At 44.9% G+C, this 26,065-nt stretch carries 23 protein-coding genes, 1 pseudogene and 2 riboswitches; of the genes and pseudogenes, 10 read left to right on the top strand and 14 right to left on the bottom strand.

Going from position 1 to position 26,065, the window contains the following annotated elements; genetic code table 11:
- From queD to CVP04_RS06715, 11 genes and pseudogenes are all read right to left on the bottom strand, one after another.
- Positions 1-423, bottom strand: a complete 423-nt coding sequence (gene queD, locus CVP04_RS06765) for a 6-carboxytetrahydropterin synthase QueD (protein WP_100296745.1) — start codon at positions 421-423, stop codon at positions 1-3.
- Positions 416-1,102 carry a 7-cyano-7-deazaguanine synthase QueC gene (gene queC, locus CVP04_RS06760; protein ID WP_100296744.1) on the bottom strand — a complete coding sequence of 229 codons (687 nt, stop codon included), beginning with the start codon at positions 1,100-1,102 and terminating at the stop codon, positions 416-418. Before queC ends, queD begins: the two co-directional genes overlap by 8 nt.
- A 1-nt stretch (position 1,103) precedes the next feature.
- Positions 1,104-1,148: riboswitch (PreQ1 riboswitch) on the bottom strand.
- An 88-nt stretch (positions 1,149-1,236) separates the two neighbouring features.
- The gene (gene raiA, locus CVP04_RS06755; RefSeq protein WP_100296743.1) at positions 1,237-1,560 is read right to left on the bottom strand and encodes a ribosome-associated translation inhibitor RaiA; all 324 of its coding nucleotides are present in this window, start codon (positions 1,558-1,560) and stop codon (positions 1,237-1,239) included.
- A gap of 265 nt (positions 1,561-1,825) precedes the next feature.
- Positions 1,826-3,196, bottom strand: coding sequence for an alanine/glycine:cation symporter family protein (locus CVP04_RS06750; protein WP_100296742.1), 1,371 nt, complete (start codon positions 3,194-3,196; stop codon positions 1,826-1,828).
- Positions 3,197-3,300: 104 nt separating this feature from the next.
- A riboswitch (glycine riboswitch) is annotated at positions 3,301-3,420 on the bottom strand.
- A 237-nt stretch (positions 3,421-3,657) separates the two neighbouring features.
- Positions 3,658-3,924 (bottom strand): GNAT family N-acetyltransferase, encoded by a 267-nt coding sequence (locus tag CVP04_RS06745; protein WP_100296741.1) that lies wholly within the window; start codon positions 3,922-3,924, stop codon positions 3,658-3,660.
- Complete coding sequence (gene yacG / locus CVP04_RS06740; RefSeq protein WP_100296740.1) at positions 3,924-4,130, bottom strand: DNA gyrase inhibitor YacG; 207 nt, start codon at positions 4,128-4,130, stop codon at positions 3,924-3,926. The genes CVP04_RS06745 and yacG overlap by 1 nt, the downstream gene beginning before the upstream one ends.
- Entirely contained in the window at positions 4,123-4,743 is a 621-nt protein-coding gene (gene coaE / locus CVP04_RS06735; protein WP_100296739.1) for a dephospho-CoA kinase, read from the bottom strand. The genes yacG and coaE overlap by 8 nt, the downstream gene beginning before the upstream one ends.
- Positions 4,744-4,757: 14 nt before the next feature.
- Positions 4,758-5,486 carry a prepilin peptidase gene (locus CVP04_RS06730; protein WP_100296738.1) on the bottom strand — a complete coding sequence of 243 codons (729 nt, stop codon included), beginning with the start codon at positions 5,484-5,486 and terminating at the stop codon, positions 4,758-4,760.
- The gene (locus CVP04_RS06725; protein ID WP_100296737.1) at positions 5,483-6,703 is read right to left on the bottom strand and encodes a type II secretion system F family protein; all 1,221 of its coding nucleotides are present in this window, start codon (positions 6,701-6,703) and stop codon (positions 5,483-5,485) included. The genes CVP04_RS06730 and CVP04_RS06725 overlap by 4 nt, the downstream gene beginning before the upstream one ends.
- Positions 6,704-6,708: 5 nt before the next feature.
- Positions 6,709-8,131 (bottom strand): annotated as a pseudogene (locus tag CVP04_RS06720) (GspE/PulE family protein).
- Positions 8,132-8,146: 15 nt separating this feature from the next.
- Positions 8,147-8,584, bottom strand: coding sequence for a pilin (locus CVP04_RS06715; RefSeq protein ID WP_100296736.1), 438 nt, complete (start codon positions 8,582-8,584; stop codon positions 8,147-8,149).
- Positions 8,585-8,705: 121 nt separating this feature from the next.
- Here CVP04_RS06715 and ampD point away from each other — a divergent pair, with 121 nt between their 5' ends.
- Complete coding sequence (gene ampD / locus CVP04_RS06710) at positions 8,706-9,260, top strand: 1,6-anhydro-N-acetylmuramyl-L-alanine amidase AmpD (RefSeq protein ID WP_100296735.1); 555 nt, start codon at positions 8,706-8,708, stop codon at positions 9,258-9,260.
- Positions 9,261-9,427: 167 nt separating this feature from the next.
- Here ampD and CVP04_RS06705 read toward each other — a convergent pair whose 3' ends face one another.
- Positions 9,428-9,868, bottom strand: a complete 441-nt coding sequence (locus CVP04_RS06705) for a helix-turn-helix domain-containing protein (RefSeq protein WP_100296734.1) — start codon at positions 9,866-9,868, stop codon at positions 9,428-9,430.
- A 274-nt stretch (positions 9,869-10,142) separates the two neighbouring features.
- On the opposite strand from CVP04_RS06705, the gene CVP04_RS06700 reads away from it, so the two are divergent.
- The 7 genes from CVP04_RS06700 to tadA all read left to right on the top strand — a co-directional run bounded on the left by CVP04_RS06700 (position 10,143) and on the right by tadA (position 21,162).
- Positions 10,143-16,109: a YadA-like family protein gene (locus CVP04_RS06700; RefSeq protein WP_100296733.1), complete on the top strand. Its 5,967-nt coding sequence runs from the start codon at positions 10,143-10,145 to the stop codon at positions 16,107-16,109.
- Between the two features lie 660 nt (positions 16,110-16,769).
- Positions 16,770-17,363, top strand: a complete 594-nt coding sequence (gene rppH, locus CVP04_RS06695) for an RNA pyrophosphohydrolase (RefSeq protein ID WP_100296732.1) — start codon at positions 16,770-16,772, stop codon at positions 17,361-17,363.
- 2 nt (positions 17,364-17,365) lie between these two features.
- Positions 17,366-18,157, top strand: a complete 792-nt coding sequence (locus CVP04_RS06690) for a sulfite exporter TauE/SafE family protein (protein ID WP_100296731.1) — start codon at positions 17,366-17,368, stop codon at positions 18,155-18,157.
- A gap of 11 nt (positions 18,158-18,168) precedes the next feature.
- Entirely contained in the window at positions 18,169-18,978 is an 810-nt protein-coding gene (lgt, locus tag CVP04_RS06685; RefSeq protein ID WP_100296730.1) for a prolipoprotein diacylglyceryl transferase, read from the top strand.
- Between the two features lie 6 nt (positions 18,979-18,984).
- Positions 18,985-19,836, top strand: coding sequence for a thymidylate synthase (locus tag CVP04_RS06680; protein WP_100296729.1), 852 nt, complete (start codon positions 18,985-18,987; stop codon positions 19,834-19,836).
- 3 nt (positions 19,837-19,839) lie between these two features.
- Complete coding sequence (locus CVP04_RS06675) at positions 19,840-20,643, top strand: tetratricopeptide repeat protein (RefSeq protein ID WP_100296728.1); 804 nt, start codon at positions 19,840-19,842, stop codon at positions 20,641-20,643.
- Positions 20,644-20,673: 30 nt separating this feature from the next.
- Positions 20,674-21,162 carry a tRNA adenosine(34) deaminase TadA gene (gene tadA, locus CVP04_RS06670; RefSeq protein ID WP_100296847.1) on the top strand — a complete coding sequence of 163 codons (489 nt, stop codon included), beginning with the start codon at positions 20,674-20,676 and terminating at the stop codon, positions 21,160-21,162.
- A gap of 40 nt (positions 21,163-21,202) precedes the next feature.
- On the opposite strand, the gene grpE is transcribed toward tadA, so the two are convergent.
- Entirely contained in the window at positions 21,203-21,790 is a 588-nt protein-coding gene (grpE, locus tag CVP04_RS06665) for a nucleotide exchange factor GrpE (RefSeq protein WP_100296727.1), read from the bottom strand.
- A gap of 161 nt (positions 21,791-21,951) precedes the next feature.
- On the opposite strand from grpE, the gene CVP04_RS06660 reads away from it, so the two are divergent.
- Entirely contained in the window at positions 21,952-22,869 is a 918-nt protein-coding gene (locus tag CVP04_RS06660; RefSeq protein WP_100296726.1) for an NAD(+) kinase, read from the top strand.
- A gap of 76 nt (positions 22,870-22,945) precedes the next feature.
- Positions 22,946-24,622: a DNA repair protein RecN gene (gene recN / locus CVP04_RS06655; RefSeq protein WP_100296725.1), complete on the top strand. Its 1,677-nt coding sequence runs from the start codon at positions 22,946-22,948 to the stop codon at positions 24,620-24,622.
- A gap of 111 nt (positions 24,623-24,733) precedes the next feature.
- On the opposite strand, the gene aroA is transcribed toward recN, so the two are convergent.
- The gene (gene aroA / locus CVP04_RS06650) at positions 24,734-26,041 is read right to left on the bottom strand and encodes a 3-phosphoshikimate 1-carboxyvinyltransferase (RefSeq protein WP_100296724.1); all 1,308 of its coding nucleotides are present in this window, start codon (positions 26,039-26,041) and stop codon (positions 24,734-24,736) included.
- Positions 26,042-26,065 lie beyond the last annotated feature (24 nt).

Below are 26,065 nucleotides of genomic sequence, written 5' to 3'. Positions count from 1 at the left end.
TTATTCTTCACGGTATTCACAAAAAGAGGTCGGTGTTTCCCATAAACGCACGGCGGAAATCGGTAATATCGGTTTTAAACGATTAAAGATAAAACGCGCCATTTCCTCCGCCGTAGTACGTGTCGGAATACCGAAGGTTTTCGATTGAAGCTCGGTTAATAACGCAGCAATTTTACATTCGCGCTCGCTGGTGGTGTCGTAAATAAAAGCGTGATCCATCGGATCTAAAATCTGCTGTTTGACAATTTGTTTCACATCCGCAAAATCAATCACCATTCCTTTTTTCGCGCCGGAGGAATGTAATTCGCCTTGCACTTCCACTTGTAATTTATAGGTATGTCCGTGCAAGTTTTGGCATTTTCCGTCGTGTCCGTCCAACAAGTGCGCCATATCAAAACTGAATTCTTTCGAAACTTTAAACATTTTTCACCGCACTTTTTTGTTGTAAATATTCATTTAAGCCTTTTTCACGCAAAACACAACTCGGACATTCGCCGCAACCGCCTTCCACGCCTTGATAACAAGTGTGCGTGCGGTTGCGAATATAATCTAATGCGCCCAATTCGTCCGCCAGCGCCCAAGTTTGCGCCTTGGTTAAATACATCAACGGCGTGCGCAAATTAAAGGCGTAATCCATCGCTAAATTTAACGTCACGTTCATTGATTTGATAAACACATCGCGGCAATCGGGATAGCCGCTGAAATCCGTTTCGCACACGCCGGTGATAATATCGCGAATACCCTGCCCTTTGGCATAAATAGCGGTGTAGAGCAAAAACAGCGCATTGCGCCCATCGACGAAAGTATTCGGCAAGCCGTTTTGTGCGGTTTTAATTTCTGCGCCCTCGTCCATTAAGGCATTTGACGTGATCGTTTTGATCACGGAAGTATCAATAATCGTCTGTTTAACGCCCAGATCCTGTGCAATTTGCGCCGCTTTTTCCAGTTCAATGGAATGGCGCTGACCGTATTGAAAGGTAATGGTTTCGACGTTTTCCACGCCGTAATCGGCAATGGCTTGAATCAAACAAGTGGTGGAATCTTGTCCGCCGGAGAAAATCACGATCGCTTTGCGATCGCCTTTGGGATTAATTGTATTCATAGGTTTCCTAGTTTTTTAGCGTGGGAGGGTTACGAACCACGGAATAATCGGAGCGATTATTTTACAATAAACTCTTGCGCCGACAAAGAAAAAAGCCCGTCGAAAAACGGGCTTAGTAAAAAGTTAAGAACGAATTATTCCGTAAAGGAATCTTTCAAACGCTCATCGGCGCGGCGCGCTTCGCCTTTATGTTGCAATTTATTCAGTTGTTTTTCTAATTTTTCTTCAACCTCATTAATGGCTTTGTACATATCTTCGGATTCGCTGCTGGCGAATAAATCACCGAGCGGCGTACCGATTGAAGCTTCCACCGAGAAACCTTTCGGCACTTTATTTAAAATGAAATGCGGATTAATTAATTGAGTCTGCCATTTACCTAACTTAGCAAGTCTTTCTTCAACGTGCGCGCGAATTGCAGGGGTAATTTCCATTTGTTTACTTGTGATATTTAGAGTCATAGCATTTACCTCTTTTATGTAATGATGAGTATCTCTACTCCGATGAAAATCCTTTAATGATAAAATAGCCCTGCTGCCCGCACATTTCAAGGCTTTTATACGGATTTTTATAAGAAAAACTCAAAAGTATGATCTAGGTAGAAAATTTGCAAAGAAAGGCTTTTCTTTTGGAGAAAACTTGCTATTATGGGAAAGTTTTGTAACAAAAGGGTTGCTTGTCTAAGACAAACAACCCTTTGTTTTTATTTCGAATTTCGACCGCACTTTAAGCAAGTTCTTCGTCGTTATCCTTATGGGTTAAACGCAAACGGTTGAAATAATCTTTGGTTTCGCTGATTACCACATTACGCAAACCGACCAAGGCGATAAGGTTCGGGAACGCCATTAAGCCGTTGACGATATCCGCCAAAATCCAAATTAAATCCAAATGAAGGAATGCGCCGCAGCCAACTAAGAAAATAAAGGTTAAACGATATAATTTAATGCCTTTAATGCCGACTAAGTAAACGAAACAGCGTTCGCCGTAATAGCACCAACCTAAAATCGTCGTGAAGGCGAAAAATAATAATCCCACCGTCACAATCGTTGCGCCGATGCTACTTCCCAATCCTTGCGAAAAGGCATAGTTTGTTGCCGCCGCACCTGCCATTCCCGATTGCCACGCGCCGGTCAACACTAAAACGATACCGGTCATCGAGCAGACGATAATGGTATCTAAAAAGGTTCCGGTCATTGAAATTAAACCTTGGCGCACCGGTTCTTTGGTTTGCGCCGCAGCGGCGGCAATCGGTGCGCTCCCTAAGCCGGATTCGTTGGAGAAAATCCCGCGCGCCACACCGGATTGAATCGCTTTCATTACCGTATAACCCAAAGCACCACCTAGCGCTGCTTCCGGATTAAAAGCACTGTGAATAATCAACGCAATCGCATCCGGCACACGTTGCCAGTTCAAAACGATAATCACAACGGAAGTGGCTACATATAAAATCGCCATAAAAGGGACGATTACGGATGATACCGTTGCAATGCGTTTTACGCCGCCTAATATGATTAACGCGACTAAAAGGGTCATCACCGCCGCGCTTAACACCACCGGCACGCTGAACGTATCGTGCATTGCGTGCGTAATCGCCTGAATTTGCGGGAAAGTCCCGATGCCGAAAAACGCCACCAACACGCCGCATACGGCAAAAATTTTCGCTAACCACGTTAAACCTAAGCCGCGTTCAATATAATACATCGGGCCGCCCGCCATAAAGCCTTGTTTATCGCGCACGCGATATTTTACTGCAAGCAAACATTCGGCATACTTTGTTGCCATTCCGAGCAACGCAACCAGCCACATCCAAAACATTGCGCCCGGTCCGCCGGCTTGCACTGCAGTCGCTACGCCGACGATATTCCCGGTGCCGATAGTCGCCGCCAAGGCGGTACAAAGCGCGGCGAATGCCGATACATCGCCTTTTTTGTTGCCTTGTTCTTTTTTAAATAAATACACCAAGGCGCGTGGCAAATGCACGATTTGAATAAATCCGAGTCGAAGGGTTAAATATAATCCGGTTCCGGATAATAAGATTAATAGGGGCGGTCCCCAAATAAACGAATTGATTGATGATAGAATCGATTCTAACGACATTGAAATTTCCTCGTAAAAAATAACGGTTTACAAGGAGGCGAAAAGAGTTTGGCGAATAAATAAAATAAGCGTCGCAGGCAAAATGCGCCGCATCACCTTAAGATTCTCTTGCCCCTGTCCTTTTGCCTGAGCGTTTCAAAAACAGTGAAAAAATCACCGCTCTTTTGCGCCTTCGGCGTCCATTTCGTGCTTATCACACATTGGATCTCTCCAAGGGTTCGTCCAGTAACAGTCCTCGCTAATCACATTAGCACCTGAAAGATTTTACCTCGTCGGTGCAGGGTCGATTCCCTACTCTCCAGCTACCTTCATCCGAACTTGCTTTTATTTGCATAAAAGTGCGGTAGATTTTAGCAAGATAAATCGACAATCTCAATCGCCGAAACGGAATTTTCCTTATACTTAATGAAAAACGGGCGACTTCAAGCCGCCCGTTCTTTGTTAATATCTCGGATAAAAGACTATGCCTTTTCCCTTTCCAGTTTTTTCGCAATATAGCTGCAGCTTGCCACTACGTTTAATTGTTCGGCACGAACAAAATCGCGCAATTCGCGATAAAGTTTGTCCGCAATGCCTTGACCGCGCAATGAATCCGATACATACGTGTGATTCGCATTGATCGTATGCGCATTGACAAACTCATAGGTTAATTCGGCAATTTTACACCCTTGTTCATCCGCTAAAAAAAATTCGCCGCCGCCGGCGTGACGTTGATGTTGAATTTGCATTAATGTTTACTCCAATCTTCGCCGAAATCTTCGCTCGCCGCGAAATCGGCGGTTTCGCAAGGAATAGCTTTTTCTTCGTTCGCCCATTCGCCTAAATCAATCAGTTGGCAGCGTTTGCTGCAAAAAGGGCGATAAGGGCTTTCCGCCGACCAAATCACTGCTTTGCGACAAACCGGACAAGGCACTTCAAGTATTTCTTCAGTCATTATACTGTTCCGCAAGTTGTAAATAATGTTGATGTAATTCTAGCACTTTTTGCCGCAAAATTTCTAAGGAATCCGTGAGATCGGCATTGTTATCGACGATATCGTCGGCAACACGCAAACGTTCTTCTCGACCGACCTGCGCCGCCATAATATTTTTGATCAATTCGAGCTTATTTTTATCCCGCCGAGCGGCGCGTAAAAGCTGAGTTTCCGGCAGAACATCCACCACCAAAATGCGCTGACAAAGTGCGGTCAATTTATTTTCGATTAATAGCGGCACCACCCAAAGCACATAAGGATAAGATTGCGCCCGTAAGCGAGCCTGCATTTCCTCGCGAATTGCCGGATGCAACAAATCGTTCAGCCAATTTTTTTGCGCTTCGTCATTAAACACCCATTCGCGCAAGCGAGCTCGGTTCAATTCGCCGTTTTCCAGCAACACCTCGTCACCGAAATTCTCGGCAATTTGCGCTAATAACGGCGAACCTTTCGCCACCACTTCGCGCGCCACAATATCCGCGTCAATCACCGGCACGCCTAATTCGGCGAACAAATCCGCAACGGTGCTTTTTCCGCTGCCGATTCCGCCGGTTAATCCTACAATATAAGTCATCGTGTTATTACAATTCAGGGAAAAGATAGGTTATTTTCGCATATCAAATTATACAAAAACAACGCCAATCCGCCGAAACACAAAAAAGGCGCAAAGGGCAAATAACCGTCGGCGCGCCGCAATTCGCCAATGAATCCGCCGACGCAAAGCAAACCGAGCGCCGCCATACAGCCGATAAATACCAATAAAGGCAACTGCTGTGCAGGTAAGAAAGCGCCTAAACCGAGCATTAACCAATAATCGCCGCGTCCCAAAGCTTCTTTGCCGTAATAAAATTTTGCCGCATAGTACAAGCCATAAAACGCCGCGAATCCGCAAAATGCGCTTTGCAAACGGGCACTGAGTTCCAGCTCGCTTGTCGGCAAAAAAGCGCCGAGTAATCCCAATGCGAATAATTGTTGGCACAATGCGGGCGAAATTAAGCGATAAAGCCCGTCAATCAAGGCGATCGTCAATAATAATGAGATATAACAGCCGACCCAAAGTGCGGTCGATTTTTCGATAAAAATAAGATCACATAAGCCGAACAGCAAGGCAAAGCCGTAAAAATAAAGGTAAAAACCACCGCACTTTTTGCTTATTAATGCGGATTGTGCGACGTTAAACGGCAAAGGAAAATGCGGAAAACATTCTTGAAATCCGGCATAAACTTGCTGAGAAACTCGCTGCGCAAAGCCGGAAACGTAATAATAAACCGCACACCCCGCCAGTGCCCCGAAAAATAATGCGGCAAGAAAATTCATTGAATCATCGCTCCCATATTAAAAATCGGCAGATACATTCCCAACATAATGACACCGATTACGCCGCCGATAATCACCATAAGCAGCGGTTCCAATAACTGCGACAGAAGATCCGCTTGGTGATCCAAACGGCGTTGATAATCATCGGCGATATATTGCAACATAGGAACTAATTTGCCGCTTTTCTCGCCGATTTGTAGCATTTGTTGTCCTTGACGCGGAAATAACGTCGTGCCGACGGATTCGGAAAAGGCATAGCCTTGTTGAATTCGCCGTAAAATCAATTCGATTTCATCCGTCAACACCCAATCCCCTTGTAACGACTCGATTTTGCCATAGGTTTTCGGCGGCAAAAACGAAAGTAATGCCTGATTTAACGGAATGCCGGAATGCAACATCAAATGCAAACTTCGGCTGAATCCTACAATGCGAGACAAGTGTTGAATGGTGCCGATAATCGGCAAGGCGGCAATCAATTTATGTTTCCAACGATTCAAACGGATCGAGCGACGTAAGCGTAAACGGAGGAAATACAAAGTTAAGCCGATTATTGCAATAATATGGAAAAAATACTGCTGCAATCCTTCGGACAAAATTAACAGCCCCTCGGTAATCGCCGGTAATTGCGCATTATTACCTTGATACATTTCAGCAAAACGCGGCACGACAAAAAGCAATAACAATGCCGTAAGCAGCAAGGAAACACCTAGCACGATAACGGGATAAAACAGGATTTTTTGCAATTTTCGTTGTAAAGCCAAGGCTTGCTGACGATATGCCGCGATTCGCTCGCAAACCTGCGGTAATTTGCCGCTTAACTCGCCGATTTTGATTAATTGTCGTTCTTGATAACTGAAATATTTGCCTTGTTTTTCCAAAGATTGCGAAAACGACAAACCGCTTTCAAGATCCGCAATCAGGGCATTAATCCATTGATATAAAGCTAAATTTTCGCAGTTTTGTAACAAAATGCGTAATCCTTCTTTTAACGGAATCGCCGAATCCAGCATTGTCGCCAGCTGCGTAATCAACGCATTCACATCGGTCTTTTTCACCTGTGCGGAGAATGACCAATTTCGGGATAATTTCAGTTGATTAAATCCCTGCCGTAATAATGTTTGTTGTGCCGCTTCAAGACTTCCCGCCACTAGCAAGCCTTGCTGTTTTCGCCCGAATCGATCCGTCGCTTTCCAATGATATGATTTCGATTTCGTCATTTTATCTATTCCGCCGCGCCATAAGATTGTCCCAAAACCCGCCGAATTTCCGCTAAATCCGTCACATTTTGTCGTATTTTTTCTTCTGCGGCGGCAAATAAATCGGCAAAATCCGTTTGTTTGATAGGTAATTTTTCCGCCTTGCAAATTCGGTCGTAAAAGCTGATAAACGCCGGTTCGACCTTTATAACCTTGAAAACAATCGCAATGCGTCGGATTATGCTGCGCGCATTTTTTTCGAATCAAACGCTGGGCAATCACCAGCAACAAGCTGTTATCGATTTCCCCTTGAGAAATGCCGAGCTGTCGCAAACGCGTGACGGCGGAAACGGCGTCGTTGGTGTGTAGCGTCGAAAGCACCAAATGTCCGGTTTGTGCGGCGCGCAATGCCATTGCGGCACTTTCCTCGTCACGAATTTCACCCAGCATAATAATATCGGGATCTTGACGCAAAAAGGTGCGCAACAAACGAGCAAAATCCAATCCGATCGCCGTATTTACTTGTGTTTGAATAATGCCGTCGAGTTCGATTTCAATGGGATCTTCCGCCGTCATAATGTGTTTTTCTTTGTCGTTCAGACGTTCAAATGCGGTGTAAAGCGTAATACTTTTTCCGCTTCCCGTCGGGCCGGTGACTAAAATTAATCCCTGCGGTTGCGCAAGTGCTCGTTCGAATTCCGCTTGCTGTTGCGCAGTCATCCCCAATTCGACGAAACTTTGCGTCGTAGGTTTATTTTGTTGCAAACGCAACACCGCTTTTTCCCCGAAGGAAGTCGGCAAGGTGGAAAGGCGAAAATCCAAAATATCGGAAAAGGCGGTTTTAAAATAAAATCGTCCGTCTTGCGGTAAGCGGGTTTCGCTAATATCCAATTTCGCCAAAAGTTTCAGGCGGGAAAGTAGTCTATTAGCAAACGAAGGCGGGAATCGCGGCTGTAATTGCAATACGCCGTCAATACGAAAACGAATTTGTAAACCGTTTTGCTGCGGTTCCAAATGAATATCCGAAGCTTTTTTCGCCAAAGCGGATTCGAATAGCTGATCCAACAGGCGAATCACCGGTTCGTCGGAGTGTTCCGCTTTTGCCGCCGGTTCGGCTTGTTCCTCCGCGCTATAAAATAGTTGCGTCGGTTCTTCGATTTGATTTTGCGGCGATAAAGATTGCAATAATTCCTTTAAATACGCCTCGTCGAGCAACACCGGCTCCACCACTTTCCCGCTTAAAAACGAAAAGGTTTCGCAGGCGGCAAGGTTATTCAGGCTTGCAATGCCGAGCCATAACGTCGTGTCGTTTTCTTGCACGGGAAGCGCGAAATAACGCAATAACAACGCATTTTGCAGGCGATTTTGTTGCCATAAGTGCGGTGTAATTTCGAATGTTTTTCCGTCCGTCGTCATAACGATCGGCTGCGATTCGCCCGAATAACTCATCCCGCCTCCCGCTGGTTATTTACAAAAGCCCGCCGGAAAAAGCGCTGCATTTTCGCCGCAATTCGCCGACCAACTGACGCCTTTGGAGGTGTCGCCTTCCGCCGCCAATTCATAGGAAATATTTTCCAGCGCGCCTTTGCCGACCACGGTAATCGTTCCGGCTTGCACATTGACGGATTTCACATATTTCCCGCGTTCGCCGCCGGCGGCTTGAATACCGTTTACTCCGGCGGAACAACTTTCTTTGCCGTTTTTATTGTAAATACAAAGCTCGACTTCCGAACGATAAGGCGCCGAGGCTTGTAAAAGTTCGGAGATTGCCGCTTTTTTGGTATAATTTTGATAAGAAGGAATAGCGATCGTGGCGAGAATAGCGACGATTGCAATAACGATCATCAATTCGATCAAGGTAAAACCTTTTTCGACCGATGATAAAACAGGTTGGGTTTTCATAATGTTTCCTTTTGGTTAAACTCGTTGATGCCATAACGGCATTGCCAGTATGTAACAGGAAAAAACAAAGCGAAAATCCACCGCACTTTTTTCACGATCCGGATCGCAAAAATAATATTTTATGACCACAAAACAACACAAAATTCGACAAGGTTGGCTAGAAAATACGCGAAAAATTCATTCGCCGCATTTTGACGCCCGCCCTTGCGCCGAAGATATTTCACTTTTGGTGATTCATTACATCAGCCTACCGCCGGAAGAATTCGGCGGCGGCTATATCGACGATTTTTTCTGCGGCAAACTTGATCCGAACGAACATCCTTATTTTGCAGAAATCTATCAAATCCGCGTTTCGGCACATTGCTTAATCGAACGCACAGGCAGAATCACGCAATATGTCGGCTTTAACGAACGCGCGTGGCACGCGGGTCTTTCGATGTTCCAAGGACGCGAAAAATGCAACGATTTTTCTATCGGAATCGAACTGGAAGGCAGTAACGAACAACCTTTTACCGACGAACAATACGCCGCACTTATCAAACTCACGCGCGATATAATGCGACATTACCCGCAAATTACGCGCGATCGCATCGTCGGACACAACGATATCGCCCCCGGTCGAAAAATCGATCCCGGTCAATATTTTGATTGGCAACGTTATTTATCGGCGGTTTAATGCTAGAAGGATATTATTTAATATCCTTTCAGACTGATGACAAAAAACATCCTCTTCGCAGAAAAAGACATTTACACCATATTTTGCTTGGCGTTAAGCGAAAATGTAATCATCACAACAAAAAATTCGGAGAAAAACAAAAATAGACGAGATAAAAGAGAGGAAAATTAACGACTTTCTTTCAACAACGCGACAATATCTTTTAACGCACTGATTTCATTATCTTTTTGTGCAATAATACGATTTAACAAGGTTTCTTTTTCGACAAGATTTTTCTCGGCGAAGGCGAGGGATTCTTGAGCGTGGGAAAGGGCGAGTTTTAAGCGTTCGATTTCAATCATATAATCCGATTCGCGGCTGCCTTGAAAAACCGATCCTAAAGGCGATTCGATTTGGAAACAAACATTTTTCTCTCCGCTGGTCAACAAACCCACAATATCAATATCCAGCACCTGCGCGATTTGCTCCAATTTGTCCCAATACAGTTTCACCTCGCCGCGCTCGATTTTAGCATAACCGTTTAGCGACATATTCAATTTTTCCGCCATTTGCTCTTGCGACCAATCTTTCGCTTCACGCAATTTACGGATTTTCTCATTTACTTCCATTTTTCCCCGCCTATTTTCATACCCACTAAATCAACACCCATACACCCTAATAAGGTGCCTTATATTGCCTGCCGGTTTCTACAATCACAATGATACATTTTATATCATTAGCATAGGCTTTAAAAGAGCTATATTCGCAATACCACCCTAATCACCGACGCGCACCGTGGGGACGAATCGCAATTCGAACTATGGATATTTCGCTGAAATTTATGTCGTTCGGTTCAAAAGTGCGGTGGATTTTTCATACATTTTATACAAGAGGAAACAAACAATGAAACAACTACTGCTTTCCGTCAGCATTGCTGCGGCGCTTTCCGGCGGTGCTTGGGCAACGCCGATTTCTATGGAAGGGATTGCCACTTCGCCGAATGCGGTCGCAATCGGTTCTAACAGCTATTCCACGGCGGTGGACGGCGTGGCTTACGGGCAAGGCGCCGTCGCAACGGGGGATAATTTCGACCGTGACGATTTCAAACAAAAACTCGACGAAAATAAAGCGGCGGTAGACGCCGTTAACAACAAACAAGCGGACATTAATAATAAAAACAACCAGCTCGATGCCGCTAAGGATGCGATCAAATCCTTAAATGATCAAATCGCCGATCTCACCAAACAACAAAAAGACGTTGCCGATAAAATCAAGAAAAAAGACGAATTGACCAATCAAAAAAGCAACCTAACCAACGATGTGAACAACGCTCAAAATACCTTTAACAACGCCCAAACGGAACTGGATAAAATTTTAAGCAAAGGCACGAATCTTTATTTAAACTTTACCGACGTATTAAACAGCCTTAACTGGGACGTATTAAAAGATACTTCAAAAACCGAACAACAACGGGTGCAAACCGTTGCTTCCGAATTACAAGGCAAAATCGAAACTAATTTCGCCGACTTCGCCGGTCGTTATACCGCAAGCCAATATGAAGGCATTGTGCAGGGTTATATTAACCGTCAGGCAAGTTATCAGGGGAGTTATGAGTTTTTAGCGGAGAATACGGGGAGTGTGGCGTTTGGGCTTTCTGACTTAGTTATAAGCAACAGTAGCGTATCAAGTTGGGGCATATTTTCTAAAGATCTTTTAAATATGGAAAATAAGTATTTTCTAAATAATAAAAATTATTTATTTAATCAGTTATTTTTTACTAGCCCACTAAATGAAACTAGCTATATTGATGGCTATGATGATATTTCAAAATATATGTCATTCAAAAATAGTTCTGTAGGTATTAATAATGGAGATTTTTATTTAAATAGCTGGATAAATTTAAGTAAATCAATTTCATCAGATAAATTATTACAACTTAGATTATATTATGCAGATCCGACTAAAATTTTGAGTTCCGATTATCAAAAATTACTTAACTCTAATGTTTTGATTGCGGAAAGTAGAAAACAATTAAAAGTAGATAATAAAATCGATCTTTTTCAACTCCTTTCTTTAGAAATAAATGTACAATCAAACATAAATTTAGGCTCGACATTTGTCTCATCTTATAATGCTGCCGCTAAAAAAAACTATTCCGGTACTGAAAAAATCCTCTATAACCTGAAAGGTATGAAAAGTGATACCGATGTAGTACAACTTCATACACACGACAGTAATATTGCAATTATCACTAAAATCAAAGATTATACTGCCTCTAATCAAAATTTAATTACTACTGCCGATATTGATACCTTTACCAAATACTACCAAGTATTAAAAGATTACAATGCCCAAATCGACTGGAACTTCACCGAATCCGCTATTAACTTAACGGAATACCGCAAAAGTTTAGATAAAGTCTTGGCGTATAACGAAAAAATCGATCAATTTTTAAAACTGAATCAATCTATTATCGAAGAACGTAAAAAAACCGATGCGGATGCCGATAAAATTCACCGTGAAACCTTGCAGTTAATGAACCTCAAAGCGGAAATCCTCGACGGCACAAACGATATGACCAACTTTATGGCGGGGATTGAGCTGCAATATAACGATGAATGGGCAAACTACTACCTCTTCTACGGTAAAGAGGAAGCGGATAAATATATCAAACGGATTAACGCCGAGTTAAAACTTTATGATCCGAATGATGAAATCGTGGTTGCCACAACGGATGAAGCAAAAAGAATTCAAAAGGCGTATGACGACGCTAAAGCGGATTTGGATAAAAAACAAAAAGCTTTGGACGATATTAACAAACAAATCGCCGATTTAACCTTAACGCCGAGCGAAACCGCCACCGATGAAACCAAACGGGCGAAAGAGCAAGAGCTTGCCGACCGTGAAGCGGATAAAGCCCGCCTTGAAGAAGAAATTAAAAACGGCAAAACCGAATTGGATAAACTCAAAGAGGAATTGGCGAAAACCGACTTAAAAGAGCTTGGAACGCGTTCGCAAGCTTATGGTTCCGAAGCCTTTGCTTCCGGTATAGATTCCCTTGCCGTCGGAACCCAAGCCACTGCTACCGGCGATAATTCCATTGCCGTAGGTCGCGAAAGCAGCGCAACGGCAACCGACGCTATCGCAATCGGTCGTAAAAGCACGGTTTCAAACGCAAAATCCATTGCCCTCGGTGCGGAAAATACCGTCAGCGGTGAGAAATCTATCGCTATCGGTTACGGACATACTGTCAGCGGTGATCGCTCGACCGCAATCGGTGACCCGAATGTGGTTAGCGGCAACGATGTTTTCGTCGGCGGTAACAACAATACGGTCGCTTCTAATAATGTGATGGTGGTCGGTAATAATGTCGATGTCGGCGAAGGTTTTGACAATGCCGTAGTGTTAGGTAACAACTCCACCGTCGGCACAGCCAATCCGACGGCAAGCATCGTGCTTAGAGGCACGACTTACAACTTTGCAGGTATCACGCCGAGTTCTGTCGTTAGCGTCGGTGCAAGCGGCAGTGAACGCCAAATCACCAATGTCGCCGCCGGTCGAATTTCCGCCACCTCAACGGATGCAATTAACGGTTCGCAATTACACGCTTTAGCGGATGCGATTGAGAACTTACAAGCCCAAGGTGCGACAACAATTACAGCGGGAGACAATATCACCGTAAGCGGCAGCCCGACCACAGGTTATACCATTAGCGCAACCGCCGGCACGGACACCAACACCCAAGCCACTGTAACCGCAGGCACCGGCGTCACCGTAGATAACACAGGAAGAAATGACGACGGCACGATTAACTATGTGGTTAGCGCAACGGGTACGACGATTACTGCCGGTAATAACGTAACGGTTAGCGGTAATGCAACGGACGGTTACACCATTAACGCCACGGATACTGACACCAACACCCAAGCGACCGTAACCGCAGGCACCGGCGTCACCGTGGATAACACTGGAAGAAACGACGACGGCACAATTAACTATGTAGTGAGTGCGAACGGCACGACGATTACTGCCGGTAATAACGTAACGGTTAGCGGTAATGCAACGGACGGTTACACCATTAACGCCACGGATACTGACACCAACACCCAAGCGACTGTAACCGCAGGCACCGGCGTCACCGTAGATAACACAGGAAGAAATGACGACGGCACAATTAACTATGTAGTGAGTGCGAACGGCACGACGATTACTGCCGGTAATAACGTAACGGTTAGCGGTAATGCAACGGACGGTTACACCATTAACGCCACGGATACTGACACCAACACCCAAGCGACCGTAACCGCAGGCACCGGCGTCACCGTGGATAACACAGGAAGAAACGACGACGGCACAATTAACTATGTGGTCAGCGCAACAGGTACGACGATTACTGCCGGTAATAACGTAACGGTTAGCGGTAATGCAACGGACGGTTACACCATTAATTCAACGGATACCAATACCCAAGCGACCGTAACCGCAGGCACCGGCGTCACCGTAGATAACACAGGAAGAAACGACGATGGCACGATTAATTATGTGGTCAGCGCAACAGGTACGACGATTACTGCCGGCGATAACGTAACGGTTAGCGGCAATGCAACGGACGGTTATACCATTAACGCTAAGGATACCCAAGCGACCGTAACCGCAGGCACCGGCGTGACTGTGGACAGCACAGGAAGAAACGATGACGGCACGATTAATTATGTGGTCAGCGCAACGGGTACGAAAATTACCGCCGGCGAGAACGTGACGGTTAGCGGTAATGCAATCGACGGTTATACCATTAATGCCATCGCAACGACGGATACCAATACCCAAAGCACTTCTAGCGCAGGTAAAGGGATTAGTTTGAATACCACGGATAACGACGACGGTACAAAAAACTATGAGATTTCGGCGAAAATCGGCGGCGGTTTGGCATTTGACGCCAACGGCAATATCGTCAATGACGTAAAAATTACCGCCGGCAGCAATATTCAAGTGACCGGTGACGCTACAAGCGGCTATACCATTTCCGCAACCAACACCGACACAAGAAATACCACCAGCGCCGATACCACGAAGGGGATCACGGTTACGGAAGAAACAAACGATGACGGTACGACTAACTACAAAATTGCAGCGAAAGTAGGTGAAGGTTTGAAATTTGATGATAACGGCAATATCGCCAGCACGGTGAAAATTACTGCCGGTAATGACAATGTCACCATAGGCGGAAACCTTACCGACGGTTTCACGATTTCGGCGAAAGATACCAACACCCAAAGCACTACTGACGCAGGACTAGGGGTTAGCGTTACCACAACGGACAATGACGACGGTACGAAAAATTACACTGTTGCAGCCAAATTGGGCGAAGGTTTGGCGTTTGACGACGACGGCAAAATCGCCAACACAGTGAAAATCACCGCCGGCAACGACAATGTCTCCGTAGGCGGAAACCTTACCGACGGTTTCACGATTTCGGCGAAAGATACCAACACCCAAAGCACCACCGACGCCGGAAAAGGGGTTAGCGTTACTGCAACGGACAACGATGACGGTACGAAAAATTACACTGTTGCAGCCAAATTGGGCGAAGGTTTAACATTTGACGATGAAAACAATATCGCCAGCACAGTGAAAATCACCGCAGGTAACGATAATGTTACCGTAGGCGGAAATCTTACCGACGGTTTCACTATTTCGGCGAAAGATACCAACACCCAAAGCACTACCGATGCCGGGAAAGGGGTTAGCGTTACCACAACGGATAATGACGACGGTACGAAAAATTACACTGTTGCAGCCAAATTGGGCGAAGGTTTGGCGTTTGACGACGACGGCAAAATCGCCAACACGGTGAAAATCACCGCCGGTAACGATAATGTTACCGTAGGCGGAAATCTTACCGACGGTTTTACTATTTCGACAACGGATACCAATACCCAAAGCACTACTGACGCAGGACTAGGGGTTAGCGTTACCACAACGGATAATGACGACGGTACGAAAAATTATACTGTTGCAGCCAAATTGGGCGAAGGTTTGGCCTTTGACGACGACGGAAAAATCGCCAACACGGTGAAAATCACCGCCGGCAATGAAAACGTCACTGTGAACGGAAATCTTACCGACGGCTTCGAAATTTCGGCGACGGATACCAACACTAAAACAGCTGTAACCGGAACCAAGGGCGTAACCGTTACTTCAACTATCGATGATTCCGATACAAGCAGAAGTTATGAAGTGGGAATTAATGCGGGCGAAGGGTTACGCATTAATACAAGCGGTGCATTAGATGTGGAAGGCGTCACAACTGCTACGGACGACGGCAAAATCGTTAAACGTCGCAGTTTAAACGATGCGGTTGTAGTAACCGGTGACAATAGAAACATCAGCACCAAAACCACGGAAGGCAATTCGGTTCAAGTGGTATTAGCGAATGATTTAAACGTCAACAGCGTAACCACCGGCAATGTATCGATTTCCAACAACGGCATAAATGCAGGAAATAGAATTATCGCTAACGTTGCGCCGGGCGCAATCAACGCTACGTCAACGGATGCTGTCAACGGTTCTCAACTGCACGCTACCAACCTCCGTTTAGATAATGTTGAATATAAACTGGGCGATTTCAATAAACGCGCGCAAAAAGGTATTGCCGCAGCTGCCGCTATGGGTATTCTGCCGCAACCGACTTTGCCGGGCAAATCAATGCTCACTGCGGCAACCACTTCCTATCGCAGCGAACAAGCCCTCGCCGTCGGCTATTCTCGTTTATCCGACAACGCCAAACATATCATTAAGATCAGCGGATCTTCCAATATGAGCGGCAAAAAAGATGTTATCTTCGGCGCGGCATACGGCTACCAGTGGTAAAAAATTTAGGGCGAACTTAAATTCGCCCTAAAAACATCACCAAAAACACCGCACTTCGGCGGTGTTTTTATTTACTGTCCAAGGAATTTTTATAAAACCGTTCAAAAAACAACCACACTTTAGTTCCTGATGAATGATCTGTTCCTAATTTCCGAAAATAAGCTCTATCCTATTGAAAAATAAAGAAAAATAATCTTATATCAAAAATAGGGAAATAACGAATTTTTCTTTCCTGAAGTTATCCTCCGAGACAATCACAATTTTATCCACAGAAATTCTGAATAACTCACAAGCGGTATAAAAAACAAACGATGCCCTTTTGCTGCTTTCGATATTGCTTTTTTTCTCAACATTTTCCGTTATAAAAATCACCGCCTTATTTTGTCTTTTTGCTTAGTGATAAAAATTTATTCGATTCGGTTTGTTTTTAGTAAACTTATTGAATTACGGGCTATTTTTTGTGTTTAATTCGATTTATTTTCCATTTATTCGCAAATTATCCACAGCCGTATGCACAATTTTTTCTTTGTTCGCCGACATTTTCACAATTTCAGGGACTTTTCCCGCGAAAATCAAGATTAGCGGTTGTGAAAAATGTCGGAGTATGAAACAATTCCAAGTTATCAATAAAATTTAAAACTGAAATTAAGGTGAACGATAGTGATCGATTTCGATGGCTACCGTCCGAATGTGGGCATTGTAATTTGTAACCGCAAAGGACAAGTGCTGTGGGCAAAGCGGTACGGGCAAAATTCTTGGCAATTTCCGCAAGGCGGCATTAATGATAATGAAAGCGCCGAGCAAGCGATGTACCGCGAATTATTCGAAGAAGTCGGGTTAACGCCGAAAGACGTCAAAATTTTGTATGCGTCGAAACAATGGTTGCGCTATAAATTGCCGAAACGCTTGTTGCGCTATGACAGCAAGCCCGTGTGTATCGGGCAAAAACAACGTTGGTTTTTATTACAACTTATTTCGGATGAAAAAAATATCAATATGCAATGCAGCAAATCGCCGGAATTCGACGGTTGGCGTTGGGTCAGCTTTTGGTATCCCGTGCGTCAAGTGGTGTCGTTTAAAAAGGACGTTTATCGCAAAGCGATGAAGGAATTTGCCGGCGTGTTATTTGATCCGACAAAACCGCAACTTTCTGTTTCGAATGAAACAAACTCGGGCGCGAAACCGGCTTATTCGGCAAAAAAATCAAACTCGCACAAACATCAAAAACGTTTTTCCAATAAATCAAGAGGCTAAAAATGCTAACCTTTTTTCTTATTTGTTTAGCCGTCGGCGCGGTCGTCGGTTTTCTTGCCGGATTGTTCGGCATCGGTGGCGGTTTGGTGATCGTCCCTGTTTTAGTCTATTTGCTACCGATGATCGGCGTGCCGGATCAAGCGTTGATGTCCGCCGCGTTAGGCACTTCCTTCGCCACCATTGTTATCACCGGATTTTCCTCTGCCCAGCGCCATCACAAACTCGGCAACATTGTGTGGAGCGCGGTCAAAATTTTGGCGCCGGTGATTATGATTTCCACCTTTATTTCAGGCTTGTTTATCGGTAAATTGGATAAAAGCATTGCCAGCAAGCTTTTTGCCTGTTTAGTCGTGTACTTGGCGATAAAAATGGCGTTATCGGTCAAACCGAAAAAAGTGGTGAAAAAACTCACCGCACTTTCTTCGGTTATCGGCGGCATTTTGATCGGTATCGCCTCCAGTGCGGCGGGTATCGGCGGCGGCGGGTTTATCGTGCCGTTTTTGAACTCGCGCGGTATCGAAATGAAAAAAGCCATCGGTTCATCGGCATTTTGCGGAATGTTATTGGGCGTGTCGGGAATGTTCAGTTTTATTATCGGCGGTTGGAATGTGCCGAATATGCCGGCTTATTCTTTAGGTTATGTATATTTACCGGCGGTCGTCGGCATTACGCTGACTTCGTTTTTCACCTCGAAAGTCGGTGCGACCACCACCACGAAATTACCGGTTCCGACCCTTAAGCGCTATTTTGCCTTAATGTTGATCGTGATTGCGATCGATATGTTAATTAAATAAAAAGGAAAATTATGAATTCTGAGTTTTTGGCTTTCCCGCAATTCGATCCGGTGATTTTTCAACTGGGCCCGATCGGTTTGCGTTGGTACGGTTTAATGTATCTTATCGGCTTTATTTTCGCCCGTTGGCTTGCCGTGCGCCGCGCCGCACAGCCGAATAGCGGTTGGACGACCGAGCAAGTGGATAACTTGCTTTTTAACGGTTTTCTCGGCGTGTTTTTAGGCGGACGAATCGGCTATGTGATGTTCTATCAATTCGATTATTTCCTACAGGATCCGCTTTATTTATTCCGCGTGTGGGAAGGCGGGATGTCTTTCCACGGCGGTTTAATCGGAGTGATTTTGTCAATGATCATCACTTCCCGCTTGCAACGCCGCGGTTTCTGGAAAACCGCCGATTTCGTCGCGCCATTGATTCCTTTCGGATTAGGAATGGGACGTATCGGCAATTTTATTAACGACGAACTTTGGGGACGCGTCACCGATGTATCTTGGGCGGTTTTATTCCCGTCCGGCGGCTTTTTGCCGCGCCACCCGTCGCAGCTTTATGAAGCCTTTTTAGAAGGTTTGGTGCTGTTTTTTATTTTAAACCTCTTTATTAAAAAACCGCGCCCGACCGGTTCCGTCGCCGGCTTGTTCTTGTTCTGCTACGGCGTGTTCCGTTTTATCGTCGAATTTTTCCGCGAACCGGACGCCCAATTAGGCTTATATTTCGGGCAACATATTTCAATGGGACAAATTTTATCGCTGCCGATGATCCTTATCGGTTTGCTGATCATTGCCGTCGCTTATCAAAGTGCGGTTAAAAAACAGAAAGGTTAATGAGTTATGCGCCAATATTTGGATTTATGTCAACGTATTATCGATCAAGGCACTTGGATTGAAAACGAACGCACGGGCAAACGTTGTTTAACCGTGATTAACGCGGATTTAACTTATGATGTGGCAAATAATGCCTTTCCGCTAATCACTACGCGGAAAAGTTATTGGAAAGCCGCCATCGCCGAATTTTTAGGCTATATTCGCGGTTATGATAACGCGGCGGATTTTCGCCGTTTGGGCACCAAAACTTGGGATGCCAACGCCAATGAAAACAGCGCGTGGTTAAATAATCCGCACCGCAAAGGTACGGACGATATGGGACGCGTTTATGGCGTGCAAGGTCGTGCGTGGCGCAAACCGAACGGCGAAACCGTCGATCAGCTGCGTAAAATCGTTAATAACCTGAAAAACGGTATTGATGATCGCGGTGAAATTATGACCTTTTTTAACCCCGGCGAAATCGATTTAGGCTGTTTGCGCCCTTGTATGCACACGCATACTTTTTCTTTGTTGGGCGATACCCTTTATCTCACCAGTTATCAGCGTTCTTGCGATGTGCCTTTGGGCTTAAATTTCAATCAAATTCAAGTATTTACCTTTTTGGCGTTAATGGCGCAAATTACCGGTAAAAAACCGGGTTTGGCGTTTCATAAAATCGTCAATGCGCATATTTATGAAGATCAGTTGGAATTAATGCGCGACGTGCAACTGAAACGCGAGCCGTTTCCTTCGCCTAAACTTGAAATTAATCCGGAGATTAAATCCTTAGAAGACTTAGAAACTTGGGTGACAATGGACGATTTCAACGTGGTCGGTTATCAATGTCACGAGGCGATTAAATATCCGTTTTCGGTGTAATTTATGAAAAAAATCACTTATTCTCTTTTTCTTATCAGCGCGCTGTTCGGCGCTAACGTTTGGGCGCAATACAGCGCGGAAACCGATGTCGCTACCTTGCAGCAAGCCGCCGAACAAGGCGACGCCGAAGCGCAATTCTATCTCGGCGTAAGTTATGATAACAAACAGGATTACGCCAATGCGTTGCATTGGTATAACCTTGCCGCGCGCCAAGAAATGCCCGCCGCGCAATTCAATTTAGGTTATATGTACGAATTGGGTCAGGGCGTCGAACAAAGCTATCACACTGCGGTAAAATTTTATAAATCGGCTGCGGAACAACATCTTCCGCAAGCGCAATATCAGCTAGCGCATATGTATATGGAAGGCAAAGGACTGCGCCAAGACGTGAATATTGCGATGACGTGGTTGGAAAACGCAGCCGAAGCCGGCTATCCGGCGGCGCAGTACGATTTGGCGATGCATTATTATAAAGGGTTGAATTTCAAACAAGATTACGCTAAAGCGTTGCAATGGTTTAACAAAGCCGGCGAACAAAATTACGCACGCGCGCAATTCAGTTTGGGATTAATGTACCAAACCGGCACGGGCGTGCAACAAAGCGATGCAAAAGCACTGGATTGGTACGGCAAAGCGGCGGCACAAAACTATGCGCCGGCACAACTCAATTTAGGCGCGCTATACGAGCAAGGCAAAGGCGTGAAGGTCGATTTGCCGAAAGCTAAAAAACTTTACGGCGATGCTTGTGATAACGGCGATCAACGCGGCTGCGATTACTATAAAGATCTCAATCAGAAAGGAATCTAAAAAGTGCGGTCGGATTTTGATCTGGAAATGATGCGCTATGCCTTGGAATTATCCAAAAAAGCCGAAATGATCGGTGAAATTCCGGTCGGTGCGGTGCTGGTTGACGAACAAGGCGAGATTCTCGGCGAAGGCTGGAATCAATCCATTTTAAATTCGGATCCCACGGCACACGCCGAGATTATCGCACTACGCAACGCCGGTAAAAAAATCGGTAATTATCGCTTATTAAATACTACGCTATATGTCACTTTGGAACCCTGCACAATGTGCGCCGGTGCGATTTTACACAGCAGAATCAAACGCTTAGTATTCGGCGCTGCGGATTATAAAACCGGTGCGGTGGGTTCGCGTTTTCATTTTTTCGACGATTACAAAATGAATCACGTTTTAGAAATCAGCGGCGGGATTTTGCAAGAAGAATGTAGTCGTCAACTAAGTGCGTTTTTCCAAAAAAGACGCGAGCAGCAAAAAGCGGAAAAACAACGGAAAGCGCTTGATAGCGCCTCTGCCGAGAGATAAAAAAACAGACGGTTGCCCGTCTGTTTTTTATTTTTTATCTTTATGCGGCAACCATTACCATCGCCGGTCTGATCACACGACCGTTCAACAAATAACCTTTTTGTAGCACAACGGTGATTTGATTGGTTTCAAAACCTTCCGTCGGTTGCATCGAAATCGCTTGGTGCAATTCCGGATTAAACACCTCGCCCACCGCACCGACCGGCTCGACACCGAAGCGGGCCACGGTTGACAATAAACCTTTTAAGGTCAATTCAACACCGTCAATCAAGCCTTTCACGCCTTCATCTTCTAAATTTGCCGGCGTAGTCAACGCGCGTTCCAAATTATCAATGGTTTCCAATAAGTCTTTGGAAAATTTTTCTAAGGCGAATTTATGCGCTTTTTCAACGTCTTGTTCGGCACGACGACGAATATTATCCATTTCCGCACGCGTGCGCAGTAAAATATCCTGCTCTTTTTTCGCCGTTTCCGCTAATTGTTCTTCCAATTCTTGTACGCGGGCAATCGCTTCTTCCAACGCATCGGTTTCTTGAGCCGTTTCCGCGGCGGGTTCTTGCTGCGCTTCGTCCGCTAGAGCTTGAGTTTCCGCTTCCGGAAGATCCTGTTTTTGTTCTTGTTCTGACATTACGTTACTCCATTTTTTTAAATCATTTCTATTGTAGCAAAAAACGCAAAAATAACCACATCCCTCGCGATGATCTGGTAACTGCCGAGGTTTATGTGTAATATAAGCACTAATTTTATGAATTCAAGTGCGGTCATTTTTACGCATAAAACGGAACTATTATGGCTTCATCCACCTTGCTCGACAACAACGCGTTGCATATTTCTTTCCACACCATCGGCTTAGTCGGAAAACCGCGAAATGACGTGAATATGCAAATGCATAAAAACGTCTTTCAATGGTTGACGGAAAAAGGCTATCAAGTTTTGGTGGAAAAAGAAATCGGCGAACGGCTTCATCTACCTACGCATCATCTTGCCGATTTGGAAGAAATCGGTCGTTTGGCACAACTGGCAATCGTCATCGGCGGTGACGGAAATATGCTGGGACGCGCGCGTATTTTAGCCAAATACGACATTGCCCTTATCGGCATTAACCGCGGAAATTTAGGATTTTTGACCGATATCGATCCGAAAAACGCCTACGCGCAATTAGAAGCTTGCTTAGAAAACGGCGAATTTTTCGTCGAGGAACGTTTTATGCTGGAAGCGACAATCGAACGCAACGGCGAAATTATCGCCCAAAGCAATGCCGTGAACGAAGCGGTTATTCACCCGGCGAAAATCGCCCATATGATCGACTTTCACGTTTATATCAATGATAAATTCGCCTTTTCACAGCGTTCCGACGGCTTAATTATTTCTACGCCGACCGGTTCCACCGCTTATTCCTTATCCGCCGGCGGCCCGATTTTAACCCCGCAACTAAATGCGATTGCGCTGGTTCCGATGTTCCCGCATACGCTTTCTTCGCGCCCCTTGGTAATCGACGGCGATAGTAAAATTTCGATTCGTTTCGCCGAATACAATACTTCGCAGTTGGAAGTCGGTTGCGACAGCCAAATTGCCCTCACCTTCACGCCGGACGATGTGGTGCATATTTATAAAAGCAGCCACAAACTTCGCTTGCTGCATTTAAAAAATTATAATTATTACAATGTGTTAAGCTCAAAATTAGGCTGGTTGAAAAATTTATCATAAAAAATAAACAAAAAAATCTTTACTGTATAAAAAAACAGTTTATACTGATATAAAATACAGTAAAGAGGATTTTGTTATGCTCACCCAATTAACCATTAATAACTTTGCTATCGTTCAACGTTCCGATATTGAATTTAATCGCGGAATGTCCGTCATTACCGGTGAAACCGGTGCGGGAAAATCCATTGCGATTGATGCATTGGGATTATGTTTAGGGCAACGAACCGAAGCGGCGATGCTGCGCGAGGGACAAGATCGCGCCGAAATCTGCGCCACCTTTTATATTGAACCATCCTCTCCCGCCGCGCTTTGGCTACAAGCGCACGAATTGCAGGATCTCGATTCTGCGGAGAACTGTATTTTACGACGTGTTATTAATGCGGACGGACGCTCCAAAGCATTTATTAATAATACGCCGGTTTCCGCCGCACAGCTGAAAGAACTCGGACAATATATAATTCAAATTAACGGGCAGCACGCGTCTCAACAATTACTGAAAAGCGATTTTCAACTGCAATTATTAGATAATTTTTGCGCCCATTCCGATTTGTTAAAAACAATGCAAGAAACTTACCGCACTTGGAAAGCTTTGCGTCACCAAGTGGAGACATTTCAACAACGCTGCGCGGAAAACGAGGCGAAAAAACAGCTTCTACAATACCAAACCGACGAATTGGATTTGTTTAATTTAAAAGAAAACGAATATGCTGAGTTGGAAGAAACCCATAATCGCTTATCGAACAGCGAAACTTTGACTTCACTTTCACAATCCGCATTACAGCTTTTAAGCGAAAACGAAAGCGTGAGTATCGATTCCTTATTGTATAAAGCGACGCAATATATCGACGAACTCACTGAATTGGATTCGCGTTATGCCGACGTGCAAACAATGCTGCAAGAGGCGTTGATTCAAATTCAAGAGGCGGATTCCGAAATCCGTCATTTAAGCGCGCATATCGAACAAGATCCGATGTTATTGCAAGAAACCGAGCAACGTATGGCACAAGCGCTTCAACTTGCTCGAAAACATAACGTGAAACCGGCGGAATTGGTCGAATTACATAAAACCCTCAAACGCGAACTGCAAACACTCAACGAATTTTCAGATAGCGAACAGGAATTATTAGCGCAAGAACAAAATGCTTATGCCTTAATGCTGGAAAGCGCCAAAGCGCTTCATCTCAGCCGCCGCCAAGGTGCGGAAAAATTGGCGAAGCAAGTTACCAAATCAATTAAACAATTAGCAATGGAAAATGCCGAATTTTCCGTATTGTTAGAAACCGACAATAATAAAGTTAGCGCAAACGGTAGTGACGGCGTGCAATTTAATTTACGCAGTAATTTAGGGCAATCCTCACAACCTTTAGCAAAGGTCGCTTCGGGCGGCGAGCTTTCTCGAATCGCATTGGCATTGCAAGTATTAACTTCCGATAAAACAGCCGTGCCGACATTAATTTTTGACGAAGTGGACGTTGGGATCAGCGGTGCGACCGCTAGCGTTGTGGGTAAACTATTGCGTAGTTTAGGACAAAAATGCCAAGTGATTTGTATTACTCACTTGCCACAAGTGGCTTGCCAAGGGAATCATCATTTCCTTGTAGCGAAACAAACGGTAAACGGTAAAACCGAAACGAAAATCACCGCACTTTCCGCGCAACAACGAGTTAAAGCCTTAGCGAAATTATTGGGCGGCAGCACTATTACGGAAACCGCGCTTGCCAATGCACAAGAAATGTTGGAATTGGTTTCTTAATTGAAACGACTAAAAGGATTTCAGGGTATGATTTCCATACTATATGAAATCAATCCAATGATGAGTATGCCGATAACAACAATTATCGGCATAATTTGACGGATAGCGTAATTATTCAACCGTTGGAGATACGGCGATCTTTTCAAACTCCGCAAAATACGTCGGGAAGGTTTTTGCGGTGCATTTTGGATCTAAAATGGTGACTTCTGTGTTTGATAATGCAATTAGTGAGAAACACATCGCCATTCGGTGATCGTTGTAAGTTTCGATCTCAGCGTGCTTAAACTGTGCTAAATCAAGCGGTTGAATGCGAATAAAATCTTCGCCCTCTTCCACCGCTGCCCCGACTTTACGCAATTCTGTTGCCATTGCGGTTAAGCGATCCGTTTCTTTTACTCGCCAGTTATAGATATTGCGGATCACCGTTTCCCCTCTAGCAAAAAGTGCGGTGGTCGCAATCGTCATTGCGGCATCGGGGATATGGTTCATATCCATATCAATGCCTTTGAGTTCACCTCTTTCTGCTTGAATAAAATCGTCGCCCCAAGTGATTTTTGCGCCCATTTTTTCCAACACATCGGCAAACAAGCGGTCACCTTGAATGGAATTTTTACCAATTCCCGTGACTTTCACTTTGCCTTTAATTGCCCCAGCAGCAAGGAAATAAGAAGCCGAAGAGGCATCGCCTTCCACTAAATATTTTTGTGGCGAAACATAAGATTGATTGCCTTTTACCAAGAACGTTTGGTAGTTGTTGTTTTGAACGCTTACGCCGAAATCTTTCATCATCGCAAGGGTAATATCGATATAAGGTTTTGAGACCAGATCACCGATGATTTCAATCTCCATATCCCCTTCCGCCAACGGTGCAGCCATTAAAAGTGCGGTTAAGAATTGGGAAGAAATCGAGCCGTCAATTTGAATTTTTCCGCCTTGAATACCTGTGTTACGAATCGCAATCGGCGGATAGCCCTCGTTTTCCAAATATTGCACTTTTGCGCCAGCCTGCAAAAGTGCATCGACCAAATGCTTAATCGGGCGTTCTTTCATTCGTGGCTCGCCCGTTAAAATCACTTCCGCTTCACTCTGCCCTTTTAAACAAAGTGCCGCAGCCAACGGACGCATTGCCGTGCCGGCATTACCTAAAAAGAGCGACAAGCCGTTTTGCCATTGGAACGCACCTCCGACACCTTCAACGGTGCAAACGGTTTTATCTTCGGAAAGCTGATAATTCACGCCCAAGGCTTTTAACGCATTAAGCATATGGCGAATATCATCGCTGTCTAATAAATTGGTGACCTGCGTTGTGCCTTTTGCAAGTGCTGCAAGCAACAACGCACGGTTAGAAAGGCTCTTCGAGCCGGGTAAATTGATTTCGCCTGAAACTTGAGCGATCGGGGAAAGAGTGAGTTTTTCCATAATGTTGTGTCCGAAATGGTAAAA

Source organism: Caviibacterium pharyngocola (assembly GCF_002795405.1).
Classification (GTDB): domain Bacteria; phylum Pseudomonadota; class Gammaproteobacteria; order Enterobacterales; family Pasteurellaceae; genus Caviibacterium; species Caviibacterium pharyngocola.
This window is presented reverse-complemented; position numbering and strand designations above follow the sequence as displayed.

Bases quoted from the DNA above. Each gene is read 5' to 3' on its own strand.
- aroA (WP_100296724.1), bottom strand. From the start codon at position 26,041: ATGGAAAAACTCACTCTTTCCCCGATCGCTCAAGTTTCAGGCGAAATC.
- CVP04_RS06660 (WP_100296726.1), top strand. From the start codon at position 21,952: ATGGCTTCATCCACCTTGCTCGACAACAACGCGTTGCATATTTCTTTC.
- CVP04_RS06705 (WP_100296734.1), bottom strand. From the start codon at position 9,868: ATGGAAGTAAATGAGAAAATCCGTAAATTGCGTGAAGCGAAAGATTGG.
- CVP04_RS06700 (WP_100296733.1), top strand. From the start codon at position 10,143: ATGAAACAACTACTGCTTTCCGTCAGCATTGCTGCGGCGCTTTCCGGC.
- coaE (WP_100296739.1), bottom strand. From the start codon at position 4,743: ATGACTTATATTGTAGGATTAACCGGCGGAATCGGCAGCGGAAAAAGC.
- CVP04_RS06715 (WP_100296736.1), bottom strand. From the start codon at position 8,584: ATGAAAACCCAACCTGTTTTATCATCGGTCGAAAAAGGTTTTACCTTG.
- CVP04_RS06745 (WP_100296741.1), bottom strand. From the start codon at position 3,924: ATGCAAATTCAACATCAACGTCACGCCGGCGGCGGCGAATTTTTTTTA.
- CVP04_RS06730 (WP_100296738.1), bottom strand. From the start codon at position 5,486: ATGAATTTTCTTGCCGCATTATTTTTCGGGGCACTGGCGGGGTGTGCG.
- tadA (WP_100296847.1), top strand. From the start codon at position 20,674: ATGCGCTATGCCTTGGAATTATCCAAAAAAGCCGAAATGATCGGTGAA.
- CVP04_RS06725 (WP_100296737.1), bottom strand. From the start codon at position 6,703: ATGACGAAATCGAAATCATATCATTGGAAAGCGACGGATCGATTCGGG.
- queD (WP_100296745.1), bottom strand. From the start codon at position 423: ATGTTTAAAGTTTCGAAAGAATTCAGTTTTGATATGGCGCACTTGTTG.
- ampD (WP_100296735.1), top strand. From the start codon at position 8,706: ATGACCACAAAACAACACAAAATTCGACAAGGTTGGCTAGAAAATACG.
- raiA (WP_100296743.1), bottom strand. From the start codon at position 1,560: ATGACTCTAAATATCACAAGTAAACAAATGGAAATTACCCCTGCAATT.
- CVP04_RS06750 (WP_100296742.1), bottom strand. From the start codon at position 3,196: ATGTCGTTAGAATCGATTCTATCATCAATCAATTCGTTTATTTGGGGA.
- CVP04_RS06680 (WP_100296729.1), top strand. From the start codon at position 18,985: ATGCGCCAATATTTGGATTTATGTCAACGTATTATCGATCAAGGCACT.
- queC (WP_100296744.1), bottom strand. From the start codon at position 1,102: ATGAATACAATTAATCCCAAAGGCGATCGCAAAGCGATCGTGATTTTC.
- CVP04_RS06675 (WP_100296728.1), top strand. From the start codon at position 19,840: ATGAAAAAAATCACTTATTCTCTTTTTCTTATCAGCGCGCTGTTCGGC.
- recN (WP_100296725.1), top strand. From the start codon at position 22,946: ATGCTCACCCAATTAACCATTAATAACTTTGCTATCGTTCAACGTTCC.
- lgt (WP_100296730.1), top strand. From the start codon at position 18,169: ATGAATTCTGAGTTTTTGGCTTTCCCGCAATTCGATCCGGTGATTTTT.
- CVP04_RS06690 (WP_100296731.1), top strand. From the start codon at position 17,366: ATGCTAACCTTTTTTCTTATTTGTTTAGCCGTCGGCGCGGTCGTCGGT.
- yacG (WP_100296740.1), bottom strand. From the start codon at position 4,130: ATGACTGAAGAAATACTTGAAGTGCCTTGTCCGGTTTGTCGCAAAGCA.
- grpE (WP_100296727.1), bottom strand. From the start codon at position 21,790: ATGTCAGAACAAGAACAAAAACAGGATCTTCCGGAAGCGGAAACTCAA.